Source organism: Pseudomonas parafulva (assembly GCF_000800255.1).
GTDB classification, from domain to species: domain Bacteria; phylum Pseudomonadota; class Gammaproteobacteria; order Pseudomonadales; family Pseudomonadaceae; genus Aquipseudomonas; species Aquipseudomonas boreofloridensis.
In genome coordinates this window covers 2,850,118-2,868,112 of sequence record NZ_CP009747.1, presented here as the reverse complement: position 1 = coordinate 2,868,112, position 17,995 = coordinate 2,850,118, and the positions used below count along the sequence as shown (strand labels likewise).

Annotated in this window: 16 protein-coding genes; 11 read left to right on the top strand and 5 right to left on the bottom strand. The window is 63.2% G+C overall.

Going from position 1 to position 17,995, the window contains the following annotated elements; translation table 11 throughout:
- From cobU to NJ69_RS12210, 7 genes are all read left to right on the top strand, one after another.
- Positions 1-522 carry a bifunctional adenosylcobinamide kinase/adenosylcobinamide-phosphate guanylyltransferase gene (gene cobU / locus NJ69_RS12240; protein ID WP_029611855.1) on the top strand — a complete coding sequence of 174 codons (522 nt, stop codon included), beginning with the start codon at positions 1-3 and terminating at the stop codon, positions 520-522.
- Complete coding sequence (gene cobT / locus NJ69_RS12235; protein ID WP_039579425.1) at positions 519-1,574, top strand: nicotinate-nucleotide--dimethylbenzimidazole phosphoribosyltransferase; 1,056 nt, start codon at positions 519-521, stop codon at positions 1,572-1,574. The genes cobU and cobT overlap by 4 nt, the downstream gene beginning before the upstream one ends.
- A complete protein-coding gene (gene cobC, locus NJ69_RS12230; RefSeq protein ID WP_039579422.1) occupies positions 1,571-2,140 on the top strand; it encodes an alpha-ribazole phosphatase family protein in 570 nt (189 codons plus the stop codon). The genes cobT and cobC overlap by 4 nt, the downstream gene beginning before the upstream one ends.
- Positions 2,140-2,874, top strand: a complete 735-nt coding sequence (locus NJ69_RS12225; protein WP_029611852.1) for an adenosylcobinamide-GDP ribazoletransferase — start codon at positions 2,140-2,142, stop codon at positions 2,872-2,874. The genes cobC and NJ69_RS12225 overlap by 1 nt, the downstream gene beginning before the upstream one ends.
- A 105-nt stretch (positions 2,875-2,979) precedes the next feature.
- Complete coding sequence (locus NJ69_RS12220; RefSeq protein ID WP_039579420.1) at positions 2,980-4,167, top strand: glycoside hydrolase family 5 protein; 1,188 nt, start codon at positions 2,980-2,982, stop codon at positions 4,165-4,167.
- Positions 4,168-4,326: 159 nt separating this feature from the next.
- The gene (locus NJ69_RS12215) at positions 4,327-5,529 is read left to right on the top strand and encodes an MFS transporter (protein WP_039579417.1); all 1,203 of its coding nucleotides are present in this window, start codon (positions 4,327-4,329) and stop codon (positions 5,527-5,529) included.
- Between the two features lie 166 nt (positions 5,530-5,695).
- Positions 5,696-6,244: a glutathione peroxidase gene (locus NJ69_RS12210; protein WP_029611850.1), complete on the top strand. Its 549-nt coding sequence runs from the start codon at positions 5,696-5,698 to the stop codon at positions 6,242-6,244.
- A gap of 322 nt (positions 6,245-6,566) precedes the next feature.
- On the opposite strand, the gene NJ69_RS22635 is transcribed toward NJ69_RS12210, so the two are convergent.
- The 4 genes from NJ69_RS22635 to NJ69_RS12195 all read right to left on the bottom strand — a co-directional run bounded on the left by NJ69_RS22635 (position 6,567) and on the right by NJ69_RS12195 (position 9,410).
- Positions 6,567-6,734, bottom strand: a complete 168-nt coding sequence (locus NJ69_RS22635; RefSeq protein WP_348529581.1) for a hypothetical protein — start codon at positions 6,732-6,734, stop codon at positions 6,567-6,569.
- Positions 6,735-7,046: 312 nt separating this feature from the next.
- Complete coding sequence (locus tag NJ69_RS12205) at positions 7,047-8,309, bottom strand: OmpP1/FadL family transporter (RefSeq protein WP_039579414.1); 1,263 nt, start codon at positions 8,307-8,309, stop codon at positions 7,047-7,049.
- Positions 8,310-8,455: 146 nt separating this feature from the next.
- On the bottom strand, positions 8,456-8,938 hold the full coding sequence (locus tag NJ69_RS22425) for a hypothetical protein (RefSeq protein ID WP_029612001.1): 483 nt from the start codon (positions 8,936-8,938) through the stop codon (positions 8,456-8,458).
- 247 nt (positions 8,939-9,185) lie between these two features.
- A complete protein-coding gene (locus NJ69_RS12195; RefSeq protein ID WP_039579408.1) occupies positions 9,186-9,410 on the bottom strand; it encodes a hypothetical protein in 225 nt (74 codons plus the stop codon).
- A 952-nt stretch (positions 9,411-10,362) separates the two neighbouring features.
- On the opposite strand from NJ69_RS12195, the gene NJ69_RS22420 reads away from it, so the two are divergent.
- A complete protein-coding gene (locus NJ69_RS22420; protein WP_080754750.1) occupies positions 10,363-10,779 on the top strand; it encodes a tetratricopeptide repeat protein in 417 nt (138 codons plus the stop codon).
- Between the two features lie 62 nt (positions 10,780-10,841).
- A complete protein-coding gene (rmuC, locus tag NJ69_RS12185; protein ID WP_039579403.1) occupies positions 10,842-12,314 on the top strand; it encodes a DNA recombination protein RmuC in 1,473 nt (490 codons plus the stop codon).
- Here the strand turns inward: rmuC and NJ69_RS12180 are convergent.
- A complete protein-coding gene (locus NJ69_RS12180) occupies positions 12,286-15,762 on the bottom strand; it encodes a hybrid sensor histidine kinase/response regulator (protein WP_039579400.1) in 3,477 nt (1,158 codons plus the stop codon). The genes rmuC and NJ69_RS12180 overlap by 29 nt on opposite strands.
- Before the next feature lie 211 nt (positions 15,763-15,973).
- Here NJ69_RS12180 and NJ69_RS12175 point away from each other — a divergent pair, with 211 nt between their 5' ends.
- Both NJ69_RS12175 and NJ69_RS12170 read left to right on the top strand, forming a co-directional pair.
- Positions 15,974-17,125 (top strand): TDT family transporter, encoded by a 1,152-nt coding sequence (locus tag NJ69_RS12175; RefSeq protein ID WP_039579397.1) that lies wholly within the window; start codon positions 15,974-15,976, stop codon positions 17,123-17,125.
- Between the two features lie 87 nt (positions 17,126-17,212).
- Positions 17,213-17,944, top strand: a complete 732-nt coding sequence (locus NJ69_RS12170; RefSeq protein ID WP_039579394.1) for a GntR family transcriptional regulator — start codon at positions 17,213-17,215, stop codon at positions 17,942-17,944.
- The last annotated feature ends 51 nt before the right edge of the window (positions 17,945-17,995 follow it).

The window sequence follows — 17,995 nt, the reverse complement described above, 5'->3', positions numbered from 1 at the left end:
ATGCGCAACCTGATTCTCGGCGGTGCCCGCTCGGGCAAGAGTCGCCTGGCCGAACAACTGGCCGTGGCCAGCGGCCTGCCGGTCACCTACATCGCCACCAGCGAGCCGCTGGACGGCGAGATGAACGAGCGCGTGCGCCTGCACCGCGAGCGTCGCCCGGCCGACTGGGGGCTGATCGAGGAGCCTTTGGCGCTGGCGCAGGTGTTGCGCGCCGAGGCGGCCGAAGGGCGCTGTCTGCTGGTGGACTGCCTGACCCTGTGGTTGACCAATCTGCTGATGCTCGACGATGCCCAGCGCCTGGCCCAGGAGCGTGACGCCCTGCTCGATGGCCTTGCCAGTCTGCCGGGCACGTTGATTCTGGTCAGCAACGAAAGCGGCCTGGGCGTAGTGCCCATGGGCGAGCTGACTCGTCGTTACGTCGACCTGGCCGGCTGGCTGCACCAGGCTGTGGCCGAGCGCTGCGAGCGTGTCGTGCTCACGGTCGCTGGCCTTCCTCTTACGCTTAAAGGACCTGCTCTATGACTTCCTCCTGGTGGCTCGATGCTTGCCATCCCTTCGACCCTGACGCCATGGAGCAGGCGCGCGCCCGTCAGCAGCAATTGACCAAGCCGGCCGGCTCGCTGGGCCAACTGGAAACCTTGGCGGTCACCCTCGCCGGTTTGCAAGGCTGCGAGCGGCCGAGCCTGGAACACGTGGCAATCAGCCTTTTCGCCGGTGACCATGGTGTGGTGGAGGAGGGCATCTCCGCCTATCCACAAGCCGTGACCGGGCAGATGCTGCGTAACTTCGTCGGTGGAGGCGCGGCGATCAGCGTACTGGCGCGCGAACTGCGCGCGACGCTGGAGGTGATCGACCTGGGTACTGTCGATCCCACCCTGCAACTGCCGGGCGTGCATCACCTGCGCCTGGGCGCTGGCACGGCCAACTTCGCCCGCCAGCCGGCGATGAGCGAGGCGCAATTGCAGGCGGCATTAGGCGCCGGCCGCGACAGCGCCCTGCGCGCTGCCAAGCAGGGCGCTCAGTTGTTCATCGGTGGTGAGATGGGCATCGGCAACACTACGGCCGCGGCAGCCGTGGCCAGCGCCTTGCTGGGCTGCGCGGCCAACCTGTTGAGCGGTCCGGGTACAGGCTTGGACAGCGCAGGCGTGCACCACAAAGCCGAGGTGATCCAGCGCGCGCTGGCGCTGCATGCGCTGTCTGGTGATGAGCCGTTGCGTGTCTTGGCCTGCGTCGGCGGCTTCGAGATCGCGGCATTGACTGGGGCCTATCTGGCCTGTGCCCAGCAGGGCGTGGCGGTGCTGGTGGACGGCTTCATCTGCAGTGTCGCCGCGCTGCTGGCCGTGCGCCTCAACCCGCAATGCCAGCCATGGCTGCTGTTCGCCCACCAGGGCGCGGAGCCAGGCCACCGCGCCGTGCTCGAAGCACTGCAGGCCCAGCCGCTGCTGGCCCTTGGTCTGCGCCTGGGTGAAGGCAGCGGTGCGGCGCTGGCGGTGCCGCTGATGCGCCTGGCATGCGCGCTGCACGGGCAGATGGCGACTTTCGCCGAAGCGGCCGTGGCGGACCGCCCGGCATGATCCTCGACCTGCTGCGCCATGGCGAAACCGAATGCGGTGGGGGGCTGCGTGGCAGCCTGGACGATGCCCTGACCGCCCAGGGCTGGGCGCAGATGCGCGCAGCGGTGAGCGAGGGTGGTCCCTGGGACGTGCTGGTCAGCTCGCCCTTGCAGCGCTGCGCACGCTTCGCCGAGGAACTGGGCGAGCGCCTGGCGCTGCCGGTGCAGGTGGAGGCGGGGGTGCGCGAATTGCATTTCGGCGAGTGGGAGGGGCGCAGCGCGGCGCAGATCATGCAGACCGAAGCCGATCTGCTCGGGCGTTTCTGGGCCGATCCCTACGGCTGCACCCCGCCCGGCGGTGAGCCGGTCAGCCATTTCGCCGAGCGCGTGCAGCGCAGCGTCGAGCAGTTGGTGCGTCGATATGCGGGTCAGCGTGTGCTGCTGGTGACCCATGGCGGCGTCATGCGCCTGTTGTTGGCGCGCGCGCGTGGCTTGCCACGCGAGCAGCTGCTGCAGGTCGAGGTCGGGCACGGAGCGTTGCGGCGTCTGGACGTGGCGGCCGACGGCCAGTTGACGGAGCGGGCGTGATGCTGCCGTTCTGGATTGCCTTGCAGTTTTTGAGCAGCCTGCCGGTGACGCTGGCGGGCATGCCCGAGCCGCGGCAGATGGGACGTTCGCTGCTGTTCTACCCTGCAGTCGGGGCGTTGTTCGGCGTGTTGCTGTGGGCGGCCAGCGCGTTGTTGCACAGCACGCCGGCGCCGCTGCAGGCTGCCTTGCTGCTAGCGCTCTGGGTGCTGCTCAGTGGCGCGCTGCACCTCGATGGTCTGGCCGACAGCGCCGACGCCTGGCTGGGCGGCTTCGGCGATCGCGAGCGCACCTTGCAGATCATGAAGGATCCGCGCAGCGGGCCGATCGCTGTGGTCACGCTGATGCTGGTGCTGCTGCTCAAGTTCTGTGCCCTGTGGGTGCTGGTCGAGCGGGGAGCGGGTGCCTGGCTGATGCTGGCGCCGATCCTGGGGCGCACGGCCTTGCTCGGGCTGTTCCTGTGCACGCCTTATGTGCGGGCTGGCGGTCTGGGGGCGGCCTTGGCGGAACACCTGCCTAGGCGCACGGCGCGCGGAGTGCTAGCGGGAAGCGTGGCCGTCTGTGTAGTGCTTGGTGGCTGGACGGCGATAGGGGTGGCCCTGTTGGCGCTGCTGGTGTTCGTCGGGCTGCGTCGGCAGATGTGCCGGCGTCTGGGCGGCACCACGGGCGATACCGCTGGGGCTCTGCTGGAGTTGATCGAGTTGGCCGTCGTAGTCGGTTTGGCGCTGGCGGGCTGATCGGTCTGGAGGCGTCAGTTCGGAATCGCCCTTCATGCATAGCAGATACTTCCCATGATTAGCCAGGCTAGGCTCGGTGCTCTTCGACTCATCAGGACACCCGCCATGCGTGACCGACTGCTCGCCAGCTTGCTTGCCCTGACCCCGCTTCCGGCGTTGGCCGCCGACCTGATTGCGTTCTGGGACGAACCGCGCCACGGCGCCAACAGCTTCAATCGACTGCCGCCGGATCAAGCCTATTTCGACGCCTTGAAAGGCTACGGTGCGTCCTGGGTGCGATTGTCCTATGACAAGTGGCAGCCCGCAGGAAGGGATTTCCTGCTGGGAGATGCCGATGAGTACGCGGGTTTGGCTCAGGCCGATCTGCAGACCTTGGTGGCGGTGCTGGATCGTGCGCATCGCTCGGGCCTGAAAGTGGTCATCGCGCCCCTGTCGTTGCCGGGCATGCGCTGGGCGCAGAACAACCAGAACCAATTTGACGATCGTCTATGGCAGGACAAGCGCTACTGGGAGCAATCCGCGGCTTTTTGGCGCGATCTGGCCAAGGCGCTGAAGGATCATCCAGCGGTGGCTGCATTCAATCTGGTCAATGAACCAGCCCCTGAAAAGCGCGGCGGTCTGGCCGAGCATGCCGCGCTGGCTGACATGCAGCGCTGGTATGACCAAGTCCAAGGCAGTGCCAGGGATCTGCCCGCGTTGTCGGCCACGCTCTTGGAGGCTATCCGCACCGTGGACGACAAGACACCGGTGATGGTCGACGCTGGCTGGTACGCGGCGGCCGACGCTTTTGGCTATTGGCCCACGCCGTTGGCAGATAGCCGGGTGCTGTACAGCGTGCACATGTACGAACCTTACGTGGCCACGTACGCGCCGAGTATCACAGGCGATCGTGCATACGCGTATCCGGGCACCGTACCCTTCGCTGCGGGGACCGAGCGCTGGGACAAGCAACGCGTAGCCGACTACCTTCAGCAGCCCGTACGCTGGGCGCAGCAGCATGAATTGCCGGTATCACGACTGGTGGTGGGCGAGTTTGGCTGCATGCGCCGCTTGGCGGGCTGTGGCGCTTACCTGGAGGACGTGCTGGCGGCGCTCGATCGCTATCGCCTGCATTGGGCGTTTTATGCCTTTCGCGAAGATGCCTGGGATGGAATGGACTACGAGCTGGGTACGGACAAAGTTTCGTGGCGTTACTGGCAGGCAGTCGAGGAGGGTAAGCCGGACCCGTTGTCGCGACACCCGGGGCCATTGTTCCAGCCGATCCTGCAGCGCCTGGGCCCAGGCCCCCAATAGAAAACGCTTGCACGCCCCGATCAGTCGGTATAAACGCTTGAGGCTGATACGGGGCGCTCACGTTGTGTCGTTGGGCTGCACAGAGCGGCGCACGACGACCTCGACGAATCGGCACCAGACCTGGGCGCCCGCCTTTCGTGATGCCTGGAGATAACAACAATGACTTCCCTCTGGCGAACCAGTGGCTGGGTGCTGCTTGGCGCTGCGTTGATCCTGGCGCTGTCGCTTGGCGTGCGCCACGGTTTCGGTTTGTTCCTGGCGCCGATGAGCACCGACTTCGGCTGGGGCCGTGAAGTCTTCGCCTTCGCCATTGCCTTGCAGAACCTGATCTGGGGCTTGGCCCAGCCTTTCGCCGGTGCCTTGGCCGACCGCCTGGGCGCGGCGCGCGTGGTGATCGTCGGTGGCATTCTCTATGCCCTGGGGCTGGTGCTGATGGGTATGGCCGACTCGCTGTGGTCGTTGTCGCTCAGCGCTGGGCTGCTGATCGGTATCGGTCTTTCGGGCACCTCGTTCTCGGTGATCCTGGGCGTGGTGGGCCGCGCGGTAGCCCCTCAGCAGCGCAGTCTGGCCATGGGCATCGCCAGCGCGGCGGGATCGTTCGGTCAGTTCGTCATGCTGCCCGGCACGCTTGGCCTGATCCAATGGTTGGGCTGGTCGGCGGCGCTGCTGGTGCTGGGTTTGCTGGTGGCGTTGATCGTGCCCTTGGTCAGTATGCTGCGTGACCGTCCGCTGCCTCGCCTGGATGGCGAACAGACCTTGGGTCAGGCACTGCGCGAGGCCTGCTCGCATTCGGGCTTCTGGCTACTGGCGCTGGGCTTCTTCGTCTGCGGGTTCCAGGTGGTGTTCATCGGCGTTCATCTGCCGGCCTATCTGGTCGACCAGCATTTGCCGGCAAGTACCGGGACTACGGTGCTGGCGCTGGTCGGGCTGTTCAATGTCGTCGGCACCTACACGGCCGGTTGGCTCGGCGGGCGGCTGTCCAAGCCGCGTCTGTTGACCAGTCTTTATCTGCTCAGGGCCGTGGTCATCGGGTTGTTCCTGTTGGCGCCGGTGACTACGTTCAGCGCTTACCTGTTCGGTATTGCCATGGGATTGCTGTGGCTGTCGACGGTGCCGCTGACCAATGGCACCGTGGCGACTGTGTTTGGGGTCCGCAACTTGTCCATGCTCGGTGGCATCGTGTTCCTGCTCCATCAACTAGGGGCATTCCTGGGAGGCTGGATGGGGGGTGTGGTGTACGACCGCACGGGCAGCTACGACGTGGTCTGGCAGATTTCCATCCTGCTCAGTGTGCTGGCGGCGGCGCTCAATTGGCCGGTGCGCGAGCGGCCGGTCGCGCGTCTGCAGGAGGCTGCGGCGTGAGGCGCTGTGGCTTGCGTGGCTGGCTAGCAGCGGGAGCCCTGTTGTTACTGGCGTTGGCGTGGTGGGGCTGGCAGCGCGGGGGACTGGCGCTCATGCAATTGGGCATGGGAGTCTGTTAGGCGCTAACCTGCTAGGTTAACGAAACGTCTTGCAGGAGTATCAGACTATGCGCCTTCGCTGGCTTGCAGTGCCCTTGGCCTTTACGGCTGTCGCCTCCAGTTGGGCGGCCGACTGTCCAGCGTTGTTGCAGGGTAGCCTGCCGGAATTGCGGGGCAAGGGGCAGGTGGATCTTTGCCAGCGCTATGCGGGCAAACCGCTGGTGGTGATCAATACGGCCAGCTATTGCGGGTTCGCTCCGCAGTTCGAAGGATTGGAGGCGACCTATAAGGCCTATCATGACCAGGGTTTGGAAATGCTGGGAGTGCCCTCCAATGATTTCAAACAGGAAGACGCTGATAGCGAGAAAACGGCCAAGGTGTGTTATGCCAATTATGGCGTGACCTTTACCATGACCAAGACTCAGGCGGTGCGGGGGGATGATGCCATTCCGTTATTTGCTGAGTTGGCCAGGCAGAGTAGTGCGCCGAAGTGGAATTTCTATAAGTATGTGGTGGATCGTCGGGGGAAGGTGATTGGGCAGTTTTCCAGTCTGACTAAACCGGATGATCCGGCGTTTGTTGGGGCTATTGAGAAGGCGATTGGGTCTAGGCCTTAGTTTGGGTTTTGGGTTTTGGGTTTTGGGTTTGGGTTTGAGTGAATATCCGTTGGCTTTGGTGAGGCTTAGTCACCTTTTCGCCTTTACGGCGACCCCCTTTTTTTCTTGGAAAAAAGGGGGGCAAAAACCGCCTGCTCCCGCATACGGCCCCTTCGCTGCGCTGCGGGGTTCCCTCGCGCCGGTGGCACTCCGGGGGTACCGCGCTTAGGGGCCATCCATGGCCCCAAGCGCTTGACGGGCATCCATGCCCGTCAACCCCCTCCATGCCACCTCTGCTCGGCCTCCTGAGGTCGCGATGGGCGGCGTCTTTACGATTGCGCGCTTAGAAGCAGGGCGGTGGGGCAGATTTATCGGAGCGCTGCGCGATCGAGTTGCCGTTGCCGTTGCCGTTGCCGTTGCCGTTGCCGTTGATCTTGATCTTGATCTTGATCTTGATCTTGGTGCGCGGTAGCCCAATCACCGCCAACCGCGACCTCAGGAGGCCGAGCATAGGCGTTGCGCAGGGAGGTGACGGGCATGGATGCCCGTCAAGCGCTTGGGACCAGGAGGGTCCCTAAGCGCGGTCCTCCCGGAGCGACGCCGGCGCGAGGGAACCCCTGCGCGCAGCGCAGGGGCCGTATGCGGGAAGCAAGCGGTTTTTGCCTACTTTTTTCCAAGAAAAAAAAGTAGGTCGCCGTAAGGGCGAAAAGGTGACCAAGCATCACCTCAAAATCCGGATCTTCACCCCAAGAAAAGCAGCCCCCAAAAGCCCCAAAGAAAAAACCGCCACAAGGGCGGTCTTCTCACAACCTCAAAACCCCAATCAGAACCGATAAGTCAGCGAAGCACCAATCCCGTGAGCGCTGTTCTCATACTTGGCCTGATAGCTCCCTTTGGTCCGGCTGGCCAGGTTCACCTTGGTGTCTTCCTCCCACAGGTAGGAATACGCCACATCGATGGTCACGTCGTCGGTCGGGCTGTAACCCGCCCCCAGGCTGAAGATCTTGCGATCGCCGGTAGGGATGCGCGGCGAACGATCCTGGTTGTTGGTCGGCGACTGGTCGACGGTAAAGCCAGTACGCAAGGTCCATTCCTTGTTGACCTTGTAAGAAGCACCCACAGCATGCGCCCAGGTGTCGTGCCAATTCTGCTCTTCGCTGATGGTGCCGAATTGAGCTGCCAGCGGCGCAGGCACCTCGTTGTTGACGGTGATGTCTTTCAACCGGCTCCAACGCGTCCAGGTGCTGCCCGCATAGAGGGTCCACTGATCGTCGAGTTCGTGGGTGACCGAGAAGTCCACCGACTCAGGTGTCTTGATCTTCAGCTCGGCGTCGAACTTGCTACCGCTGAATGGTCCGATCAATGGGTTGTTGACGCGGGTCTTGCCTTCGAGCTTGTAGTCGACCATCGAGTGATAGGTCAGGCCCAGACGGGTGCGGTCAGTGGCTTGCACCATCACACCGATGTTGTAGCCGACCGCCGTGTCGTCACCCTTGATCTTGACTTCGCCATCGTTGCGGCCCGGCGTAAAGGGGTTGATGGTATTGGAACCCAATTCACCCTTGATCCGGTTGATGGTCGGACCGAAACCGATGGACACCTTGTCGTTGAAGGCATAGCTGATGGTCGGTTGGAAGGTCACCACTTCAACGTGGCTCTTCTTGCCCCAATAGCGCGCAGCGTCATCGCTGCCGTAGTCGGTCACCAGGCCGAAGGGCACGTAGACGCCGAAGCCCACGCTCCAGTGGTCGTCGAGCGGCTTGACGTAATAACCCATCGGCACACCGACCACCGGCACCATGTCACCGTCGGTTTCCCCGCCCAGGTTGCTGCCGCGACCGGATATATCAGATTTGGCGATGACTGCCGCGCCCCCTACGGTGACCTGTTCGCGCTTGAGGCGCGACATGCCGGCAGGGTTACCGTAGATGGTGCTGGCGTCGTCAGCAGCCGAAGAACGACCCGCGAAACCTGTCCCCATACCACTGACGCTTTGCTCGTTGAGCGCGAAACCGCTGGCGAAGAGTTGGCTAGAGGCGACCGCGATTGCGACGCCGAGGGAGGTTTTGAGCATGACTGTTTTCATTATTAGAACTCCTTGGGATCTCCGGGGCCAAAAGCTACCAACAAATCGCGAAGTACGCCATAGGCTGTATATGCGGAGATAGAGCTGTTTTGTAGGACAATCCGACCAAAATAAGTCGCAATTCTGAATCTTTCGTAAGAGGATTCCTATGATGGCTCCGCAACCCTAGGGTTTACCCAGCAATCCCACGCCTGGGTGAAGTCACGTAGGCGCCCTTGCGGATGAAAGGTCTGTCGCCAGATCCTGGCCAGACCGAGCACATCGTCGGCGGCCGGGAGCGGTGTGGCCTGTTCTTCGATAAGCATCCAGGCGATGGCGGTGGCGTAGCGCAGATTGACGGTCAGTTCCAAATGTGGACCGCCAAGGAAGGCATGCTGACTGGCCAGCCCGCGCACCAGGCTGGCCAATTCCGGATCACGGGCGAGGTAACAATCCCACAGCGCTCGATGACGCGTCTCACCGATGCGGTACAGCCCGTGGCCACGGCGATCGTGCAAGGCCTGGCCAAGGCAAGATTGGCTGGCAGCGACGCCCAGGAGCAAGGCTTCTGCGCTCGCGTTGTGGCGCCCCAGATAAACCAGCGTGGGGCGGATGACATAACGGCTCAATTCGTTCGCAGCGATACCCATGGTGCCCTCGAACTGTCATGGACCGATGGGTGCGGGGAGCTTGGCAGCTGGCTGAAGGATCACACCCATCGGAAGCGGCTCGCACCGCTCGAGTTGAAGTCTAGTGTGATATTCATGGTGTAAAGGGCTGTTTTTAAATCGATTGCTGCCGCTGCGATCAGGCTATATGCCTTGTGGCAATTACCCCGGTGCAGCACTAGCAGCAATCAGAGTGGCACATTCACGGGGCGAATCTTCGCCCATTCGTTCATGCGACCAGCGACTGGCGCGTGCGGTCGATCACCGCCTGCAGCGGCTCTGCGCCAGTGTACTGCTCTGGGTAAAGACGTTCGGTGTGGCATGCCACGCCGTGTTCGTCTACCAGGGTGAAGCTGAAGCTGCCCTTGCGGGGAGCAACGATCAGGCACTGCAGTGGAGCGAAGGCCTGAGAAAGCGTGCCGAATGCGCGCTGAATGTGATGATGATTGGTCATTTTTTTAGAGTTTCCTGCTCAAGACACGGGTTCGATCCGTGCACAATAGAAACGTTCCGGTGACGCCTTTATTAAGGGAGGCGAAAAACCTGACCGGAACAGAGCAGCCAGAGAAAGCGCAAGCACAATGTAGGCGCCGGGCTGACTGGTAGGTACTTAGGAAGGCGGGCAGCATCCCACGGGCCAGGTTCGAGGCCATGGGTGAAGATCCCGATCAATCGTTCGTTGGCTGATTCGTGCTGGAGTGGCGTATGCCATTCAGTGAATCATCGCGTAGGCCGTCCTGGTTTCAGCGAGGCTACCCGGGGTGGGAGCAGTCGCAAGGACATGGTGGCCAGAATTGATTTCAGCTTGGTACTAACGGTGGCCACACTACCTAAGTATTGGCAGCGATGCAAGCTTTTTTTAAATCATTCAGCCAGGCCAACCATTATCGCTGCTGAAAGCGCTCCTGTGAAGTGGGCGACCGGGTGAATAGTGGGGTGACGCGTGGCAACGATCCCCGCTCGGACCAGTGCCAGTACCCAGTTGTACACACGCGTGGCGCGACTTGTAACCGTATTGCAACACGCCCTCAAGAAGCCGCCAATGACTTGACTGCGACCTTAAGTCAATGAAAAAAAACACTTATTTTGGCTGGTGAAAAAATCGTCAGTTTGACTGAAGCCCCCATTCCATAAGGGTTTGCGGGCACGCAAGGGGGGTTGTCCACCGAGTTATCCACAGTATCTGTGGATTGTGTTGCAGGGTTGCTCTAGGACGGGCATGTCAAGTCGTCCTGGGAAATATCTGACGTTTGAGTCAACACCCTCTCGCACTCGAGTGCTGGATTGAAAAACGTCAAGAAAAGAACCATGAAATATTTTTTTCCGCGCTGTCAGGCGCGTATCGAGCCTTCACGCAAAAAAAACGGTAGAGTGGCGCGCTTTTCGAATTGCCATCGCTGTCTGTCATGAAGTTTCGTGTCTCCTCCCAAGCCGATTGCCCTAATACGGGACCGAGCGTCTTTTCCAAACGCTTTTCGCTGAAAGTCGCTCTCTGGCTACTCGACAGCCCCCGCCTGGGCGTCAAGCCCAGCGTCAAGCACTTGGCCGGACGCCTGCTCAAACAGCCGGCGCGTCGGGGCGTGGTGGTTGCCCAGAGTCGCTTGGGACAGTTGCTGTGCCGCGATTGCGGCAATGCACGCGACCGACGCATCGGTCACGAGCTGTTGCGTCAGGCGGCTCGGGCTGGGGATGGACTTGCCCAACTCGAATACGCCCGTCTGTGCCTGCCGCAGGATGCCGAGCAAGCGCGGCATTGGCTGGAACTGGCGGCCGGGCAGGGTTCGCAGGATGCGCAGCGATTGCTCGAGCGCCTGCATCCCTAGCGTCATGAGTGGGCAAACCCCTGTAAGCTGCAGCCTGCATTGGAACAACGATCGGGGTGAGCATGGCAGTGGATCTGGCCAGTATTTTGATGGGCATCGTCGCCGCTGCGGTGCCTTGCCTGGGCTGGGCGTTGCAGCTTCAGCGACGACTCGCCGTCCGTCAGGGCGAAGGCAGTCTATGGCAGGAGCGCCTCAACGCGTCGCAACTGGCGCAGGCCGGTCTGCAAGCCCAGCTTGATGCCAGCCGTGACGAAATCAGCGATCTGAGCGAGGCCAACAGCCATAAGCAGGCACAGCTGGCGGCGCAACACCGTGAGCTGGAGCTGCTGCAGATCGAGCGCGACAACGCCCGCGACGCTGCTCATGCCTGGAGCCTGGAGCGCGCCAATCGCGAAGCCGAACTGCGCCGCCTGGAGGCACAGGCGGCACGCCTGGATGCCGAGCTTCGCGAACAGCAGGACAGCCATGCCCAACGTCTGGAAGACCTGCAGCAAGCCCGCGACACCCTGCGTGCACAGTTCGCCGAAATGGCCACGCGCATCTTCGACGAGCGTGAGCAGCGCTTCGCCCAGACCAGCCAGCAGCACCTGGGGCAATTGCTCGATCCGCTCAAGGAGCGTATCCAGGCGTTCGAAAAGCGCGTGGAGGAGAGCTACCAGCACGAAGCTCGCGAACGCTTCTCGCTGGCCAAGGAACTGGAGCGTTTGCAGCAGCTCAACCTGCGCTTGTCCGATGAAGCCACCAACCTCACTCAGGCCCTCAAGGGGCAGAAGACCCAGGGCAACTGGGGCGAACTGATTCTGGAGCGGGTGCTGGAGCACGCGGGCCTGGAGAAGGGCCGCGAGTACCAGACCCAGGTCAGTCTCAGAAGCGCCGATGGCGAGCGCTTCCAGCCCGATGTGCTGATCATGCTGCCCGGCGACAAACAGGTGGTGGTCGACGCCAAGGTCAGCCTCACCGCCTACCAGCAGTTCGTCGCCGGCAACGACGAGGCGGCGCTCAAGCAGCACGTGCAGTCGCTGCGCAGCCATGTGAAGGGGTTGTCGAGCAAGGACTACAGCCGTCTGGACGGCCTGCACAGCCTGGACTTCGTGCTGCTGTTCGTGCCCATCGAAGCGGCCTTTTCTGCGGCGCTGCAAGCCGAGCCGGGGCTGTTCCAAGAGGCGTTCGACCGGCAGATCGTGATCGTCAGCCCCACCACCTTGCTGGCCACCCTGCGGGTCATCGACAGCCTGTGGAAACAGGAGCGCCAGGGACAAAACGCCCGAGAAATCGCCGAGCGCGCCGGTTGGCTGTACGACAAATTCGTCTTGTTCATCCAGGATCTGGACGAGTTGGGTGTGCGCCTTCAGCAGGTCGACAAAGCCTACGCGGCGGCGCGCAATAAACTGTGCGAGGGTCGCGGTAATCTGATCAGCCGTAGCGAACAGCTCAAGCTGCTCGGCGCCCGCGCCAGCAAGAGCCTGCCGGCCGACCTGCTGGAGCGCGCGATGGCCGACGAAGGCCTTACTGCACCAGGCTCAGATGCCGATTGAGCAGGGCGCGCAGGGCTGCCGGCTTGACCGGCTTGGCCAGGTAGTCCAGGCCCGCCGCATGCACTTGGGCGATGGTCTCGTTGCGCCCGTCGGCGCTGATCACCACGCCGGGAATCGGCTCGCCCAATTGCGTGCGTAGCCACGCCATCAGGCCGGTGCCGGTCTCGCCGTGGTCCAGGTGATAGTCCACCAGCGCCAGGTGCGGGCGCATGCCCTTGACCAGCAGCGCTTCGCACTCGGCCTGGTCGCGAGCGGTCCAGACCTGGCAGCCCCAGCGTCCGAGCAAACTGTTCATGCCGATCAGGATGCTGTCTTCATTGTCCACGCACAGCACCTGCAGTCCCGCCAGCGGTTGTCCCATCTGCTCGGCAGGGGCTGCCGGGATGGCCAGCGGCTGGCGGGCGATCGGCACACTCACTCTGAATACGCTGCCTTTACCCGGCCATGAGCGCACCTGCAAGGTGTGACCCAGCACCCGGCACAGGCCATCGGCGATCGCCAAGCCCAAGCCCAGGCCTTTTTCAGCGCGCGTCTGGTGGCTGTCCAGGCGCTTGAACTCCTGGAAGATCACCTGCAACTTGTCGTCGGCAATGCCAGGGCCGCGATCCCACACCTCCAGCCACAGCCGCTCACCCTCACGCCGCGTGCCCAGCAGGATCGGGCTGCTGCCGTAGCGCAGCGCGTTGGTCAGGAAATTCTGCAGCACCCGGCGCAGCAGCTTGATGTCGCTGCTGACCTGCAGGCGACTGCCGCGCAGGCGGAACGCCAGGTCTTTTTCGGCAGCCAGCACCTTGAACTCGGCACCGAGGGTGTCGAACAGCGTATTGAGTGCAAAGGGTTTGATGTCCGGGGTGATCTTGCCGTTCTCCAGGCGTGAGATGTCCAGCAGGTCGCTGATCAATTCTTCGGCCGAGCGCAGCGAGCTGTCCAGGTGCCGCACCAGTTGCCGGGCTTCGTCGTTCAAGGTCTCGGCCTGTTGCGACAGTGCAGCGGAGAACAGCCGTGCGGCGTTCAGCGGCTGCATCAGATCGTGGCTGACCGCCGCGAGGAAGCGCGTCTTGGACTGGCTGACCGCCTCGGCGTGGCTCTTGGCGTCGGACAGTGCCTGGTTCAATTGCGAAAGTTCGTGGGTGCGCTCGGCCACCCGTTGCTCCAGGCCCTCGTTGGCATCCTTGAGCGCCTGCTCGGCTTCGCGGAACGGCGTGATGTCGGTGAAGCTCATGACGAAGCCGCCACCGGGCATCGGATTGCCGATCAACTCGATGACCCGGCCGTTGGGGAACAGGCGCTCGGAGGTATGCGCCCGTCCCTGGCGCATCCAGTGCAGGCGCCGCGCCACGTGGACCTGCGCTTCGCCGGGACCGCACAGCCCCCGCTCGGCGTTGTAGCGAATGATGTCGGCGATCGGCCGGCCGACGGCGATCAACCCGTCCGGGTAGTTGAACAGCTCCAGGTAGCGGCGGTTCCAGGCGACCAAATGCAGGTTCTGGTCGACCACGCTGATGCCTTGGTTGATGTTCTCGATCGCCCCCTGCAGCAGTGCGCGGTTGAACTGAAGCACCTCGCTGGCTTCGTCGGCGATGCGTACCACGTCCTCGAGCTGCATGTCGCGGCCCTCGATGGCCGCCTTGACCACCGCTCTTGTCGAAGAACTGCCCAGCACCCCGGCCAGCAGGCGCTCGGTGTGCTCGATCCAGTCGCCATCGGCGTTCTGGTTGGGGTTGAAGCCCTTGCCCTGGCGGTAGGCGAAGCGAATGAAGCTCTGGCGTGCGCGCTCCTCGCCCACGAAGCGTGCGGCGAGGTTGAGCAGGTCGTCGATCTGCACCGCCAGCAGTGTGCGCCCACTGGGTCGGGCGCTGGTCTGCTGACCGATGAAGCGACCGGCCTGCCAGTGCTCGGACACCCGTGTGCGCGAGAGGATCGACACCCAGGCGAACAGGGTGAAGTTGCCCGCCAGCGACAGCACCACGCCTTGCGTCAGCGGGCTGATGGGCAGGTTCAGCGGGTTGCCGTGCAACCACGCCAGGCCCGGAAACAGCTGCAGCGACCAGTCCAGGCTGTGCGCGGCGATGGGCAGTACCAAGGTGTAGAACCACAGGAAAATCCCGGCGGCCAGTCCTGCGAACACGCCGCGCCGATTGGCCTGCTTCCAGTACAAAGCGCCGAGCATCGCTGGGGTCAGTTGGGTAACGGCGGCGAAGGCGATCTGGCCGATGGTCGCCAGGCTTGCGGTGGAACCCAGCAGTCGGTAGCTGACATACGCCAGCAGCAGGATGACCACGATGGTGACCCGGCGTACCGAGAGCATCCAGTGGCGGAAGGCTTCGAACGGCCGCTCGGCGTTGTTGCGGCGCAGCAGCCAGGGCAGCAGCATGTCGTTGGAGACCATGGTCGACAGCGCCACGGCCTCGACGATGACCATGCCGGTGGCGGCCGAGGCGCCGCCGATGAACGCCAGCAATGCCAGGCTGGGATGGGCTTCGGCCAGCGGCAGGCTGATGACGAAGGAGTCGGACATCACCGTGCCCGGCAACAGCATTTGTCCGGCCAAGGCGATCGGCACCACGAACAGCGCGGCCAGCACCAGATACAGAGGGAACACCCAGCGCGCCAGGCGCATGTCCTGCGGCTCGATGTTCTCCACCACGGTGACGTGAAACTGTCGCGGCAGGCAGATGATCGCCATCATCGCCACGGCGGTCTGCACCACCATCGACGGCCAGTTGATGGTTTCCTGCCAGTATCGCTCCAGGTGCATTGACTGTCGCGCCTGGCTGAACAGGTCGTCGACACCGTCGTACAGGTTGAACACTACGAAGGCGCCGACGGCGAGGAAGGCCAGCAGCTTGATCATCGACTCGAAGGCGATGGCCAGCACCATGCCGCGGTGGTGTTCGGTGACGTCCAGGCTGCGCGTGCCGAAGACGATGGCGAACAGCGCCAGCACCAGTGACACCACCAGTGCGGTGTCCTGCACGCGTGTGCCGGTGGCATCGGCATTGGCGCCGATCAGCAGGTTGACGCCCAGCACGATGCCCTTGAGCTGCAGGGCGATGTAGGGCAGCACGCCAACCAGACAGATCAGGGCAACCACCACAGCAAGGGTCTGCGACTTGCCGTAGCGCGCGGCAATGAAGTCGGCGATGGAGGTGATGTTCTGCTGTTTGCTGATCAGCACCATCTTCTGCAGCACCCAGGGAGCGAAAATCAGCAGCAGCACCGGGCCCAGGTAGATGGGCAGGAAGGCCCAGAGCTGCTCGGCGGCCTGGCCGACTGCGCCGAAGAAGGTCCAGCTGGTGCAGTACACCGCCAGGGACAGGCTGTATACCCAGGCGCGCAGGCGCGGCGGCAGCGGGGTGCTGCGACGGTCGCCGTAGAAGGCGATGGCGAACATGATGGCCATATAGGCCAGGGCGACCACGGCGATCAGCCCACTGGACAACGACATGCAAACTCCGCAGCAAGAGGGAAACGCGGTCCCGAGCAGTCTGGCACGAGCAGGGCGGTTTCGTCAGCGCAGACGATGGTCGCAGTGGCAACGAGTCGCACGATCCTCTGGGTTTTATATCTGTAAAACAGATAACAGATAGAGAAAATACCCGTTATATAGATATTCCTGGCGAGCATAAGATGATTTCACCTTATCCGAGGAATCGCTCATGTCTTGCCCTCACACCCGTGCTCGGTCCTTGCGACCCTTCCAGCGCCTGGCCCACCCCCTGGAAGTGATTCGCCAGTTCACCCCCAACTGGTTTGCCGCGACCATGGGCACCGGCGTGCTGGCTCTGGCCCTGCGGCAGGTGCAGGTATCGGCGTTGCTGGGGCTCGCCGAGGCGCTGTGGTGGTTGACGGTCGCGCTGTTCATCGTGTTCTGCGTGCTGTACAGCGCCCGCTGGCTGCTGTTCTTCGACGAAGCGCGGCGGATATTCGGCCATTCCACGGTCTCGATGTTCTTCGGCACCATCCCCATGGGGCTGGCGACCATCCTCAACGGCGGCCTGGTGTTCGGCCTGGCGCGCTGGGGCGAAGGCCTGCTGCCGTGGATCGAGGCGCTATGGTGGCTGGATGTGGCCCTCGCGCTGCTGTGTGGCGTGGCCATTCCCTACCTGATGTTCACCCGTCAGGAACACAGCATCGACCAAATGACCGCCGTCTGGCTGCTGCCGGTGGTGGCGGCCGAGGTGGCCGCAGCCAGCGGCGGCCTGCTGGTGCCGCACCTGGCCGACCCTCAGGCCCAGTTTCTGGTGCTGGTCACCAGTTACGTCATGTGGGCGGTGTCGCTGCCGGTGGCATTTAGCATCCTGACCATCCTGATGTTGCGCATGGCGCTGCACAAGTTGCCGCCGGCCAACATGGCGGCGTCCAGTTGGCTGGCCTTGGGCCCCATCGGTACCGGCGCGTTGGGCATGCTGCTGCTTGGCGGTGATGCGCCGGGTGTATTCGCCGCCAATGGCCTTGGAGCGATGGGCGAGGTGGCGCGGGGGCTGGGACTGGTGGCCGGAATGGTGCTGTGGGGGGCAGGCCTGTGGTGGTTGCTGACGGCCGTGTTGATCACCGTGCGTTACCTGCGCCACGGAATGCCGTTCAACTTGGGCTGGTGGGGATTCACCTTTCCGTTGGGTGTCTACAGCCTGGCCACGTTGAAATTGGCTGAGTGGTTGGGACTGGGCTTTTTCATGGTCGCCGGGCAGGTGTTGGTGGGCATGCTGGCAATTTTGTGGCTAGTGGTGGCAGGCAAAACGCTCACGGGCGCTTGGCGGGGTGAGTTGTTCGTGTCGCCGTGCATCGCTGCGGCCAGCGCCGTCCGATAGGCGGAGGATTGACACCGTTCAGGGCAGGAGGAATACTCACGAGCAATTCATATATATGTCTATATAACAACACGAGAGACAGAGCCCATGAACACGCTGCCCGGTGATGCGCGTCTGCCCCGCTACCAACAGTTGCGCGACCACATGGTCGAGCAGATCGCCAACAACCGCTGGCGCCCAGGTGAGGCCATTCCCACCGAAGCGGCACTGGCCAGCGAGTTCCAGATGTCGGTCGGCACCGTGCGCAAGGCTGTCGACGTACTGGTCGCCGAAGGCGTCCTGGAGCGCCAACAGGGCCGTGGCACCTTCATTCGTCGGCCGCAGTTCCAGTCCTCGCTGTTCCGCTTTTTCCGTTTCGAATCAGCCAATGGCGCGCGGGTCGTACCCGAGAGCCGCATCCTCTCCATCGAGCCACTGCCGGCGCCCTCGGCGGTGGCAGCGGCGTTGGGGCTGGCGGCACAGGCCGAGGTCATCCGCATCGTGCGTCTGCGTTTGCTGGGCGCCCAGCCGGTGCTGGCCGAGGAAATCTGGCTGGCGCGCCAGACCTTCCAACCCTTGCTGGAAGTCGAGCTGGACCGCAAAGGGCCGTTGCTCTACCCAATCTACGAAACGCTGTGTGGCCAAGTGGTGGCCTACGCGGAGGAAACCCTTACCGCCGAATCGGTCGATGCGGTTCAAGGGCGTTTGTTGCAACTGCCGGAGGGGAGTCCGGTGGTGGTGATCGAGCGTCTGGCCCGTGACTACGCCGGCAAGCCACTGGAGTGGCGCCGCTCGCGCGGCCATGCCCAGCACTTCCGTTACCGCATCGACATTCGCTGAACCGCCGCTGCCGTCCATTGCCCCGCCTGCCGCGCCGTGCTCGCACGGTGC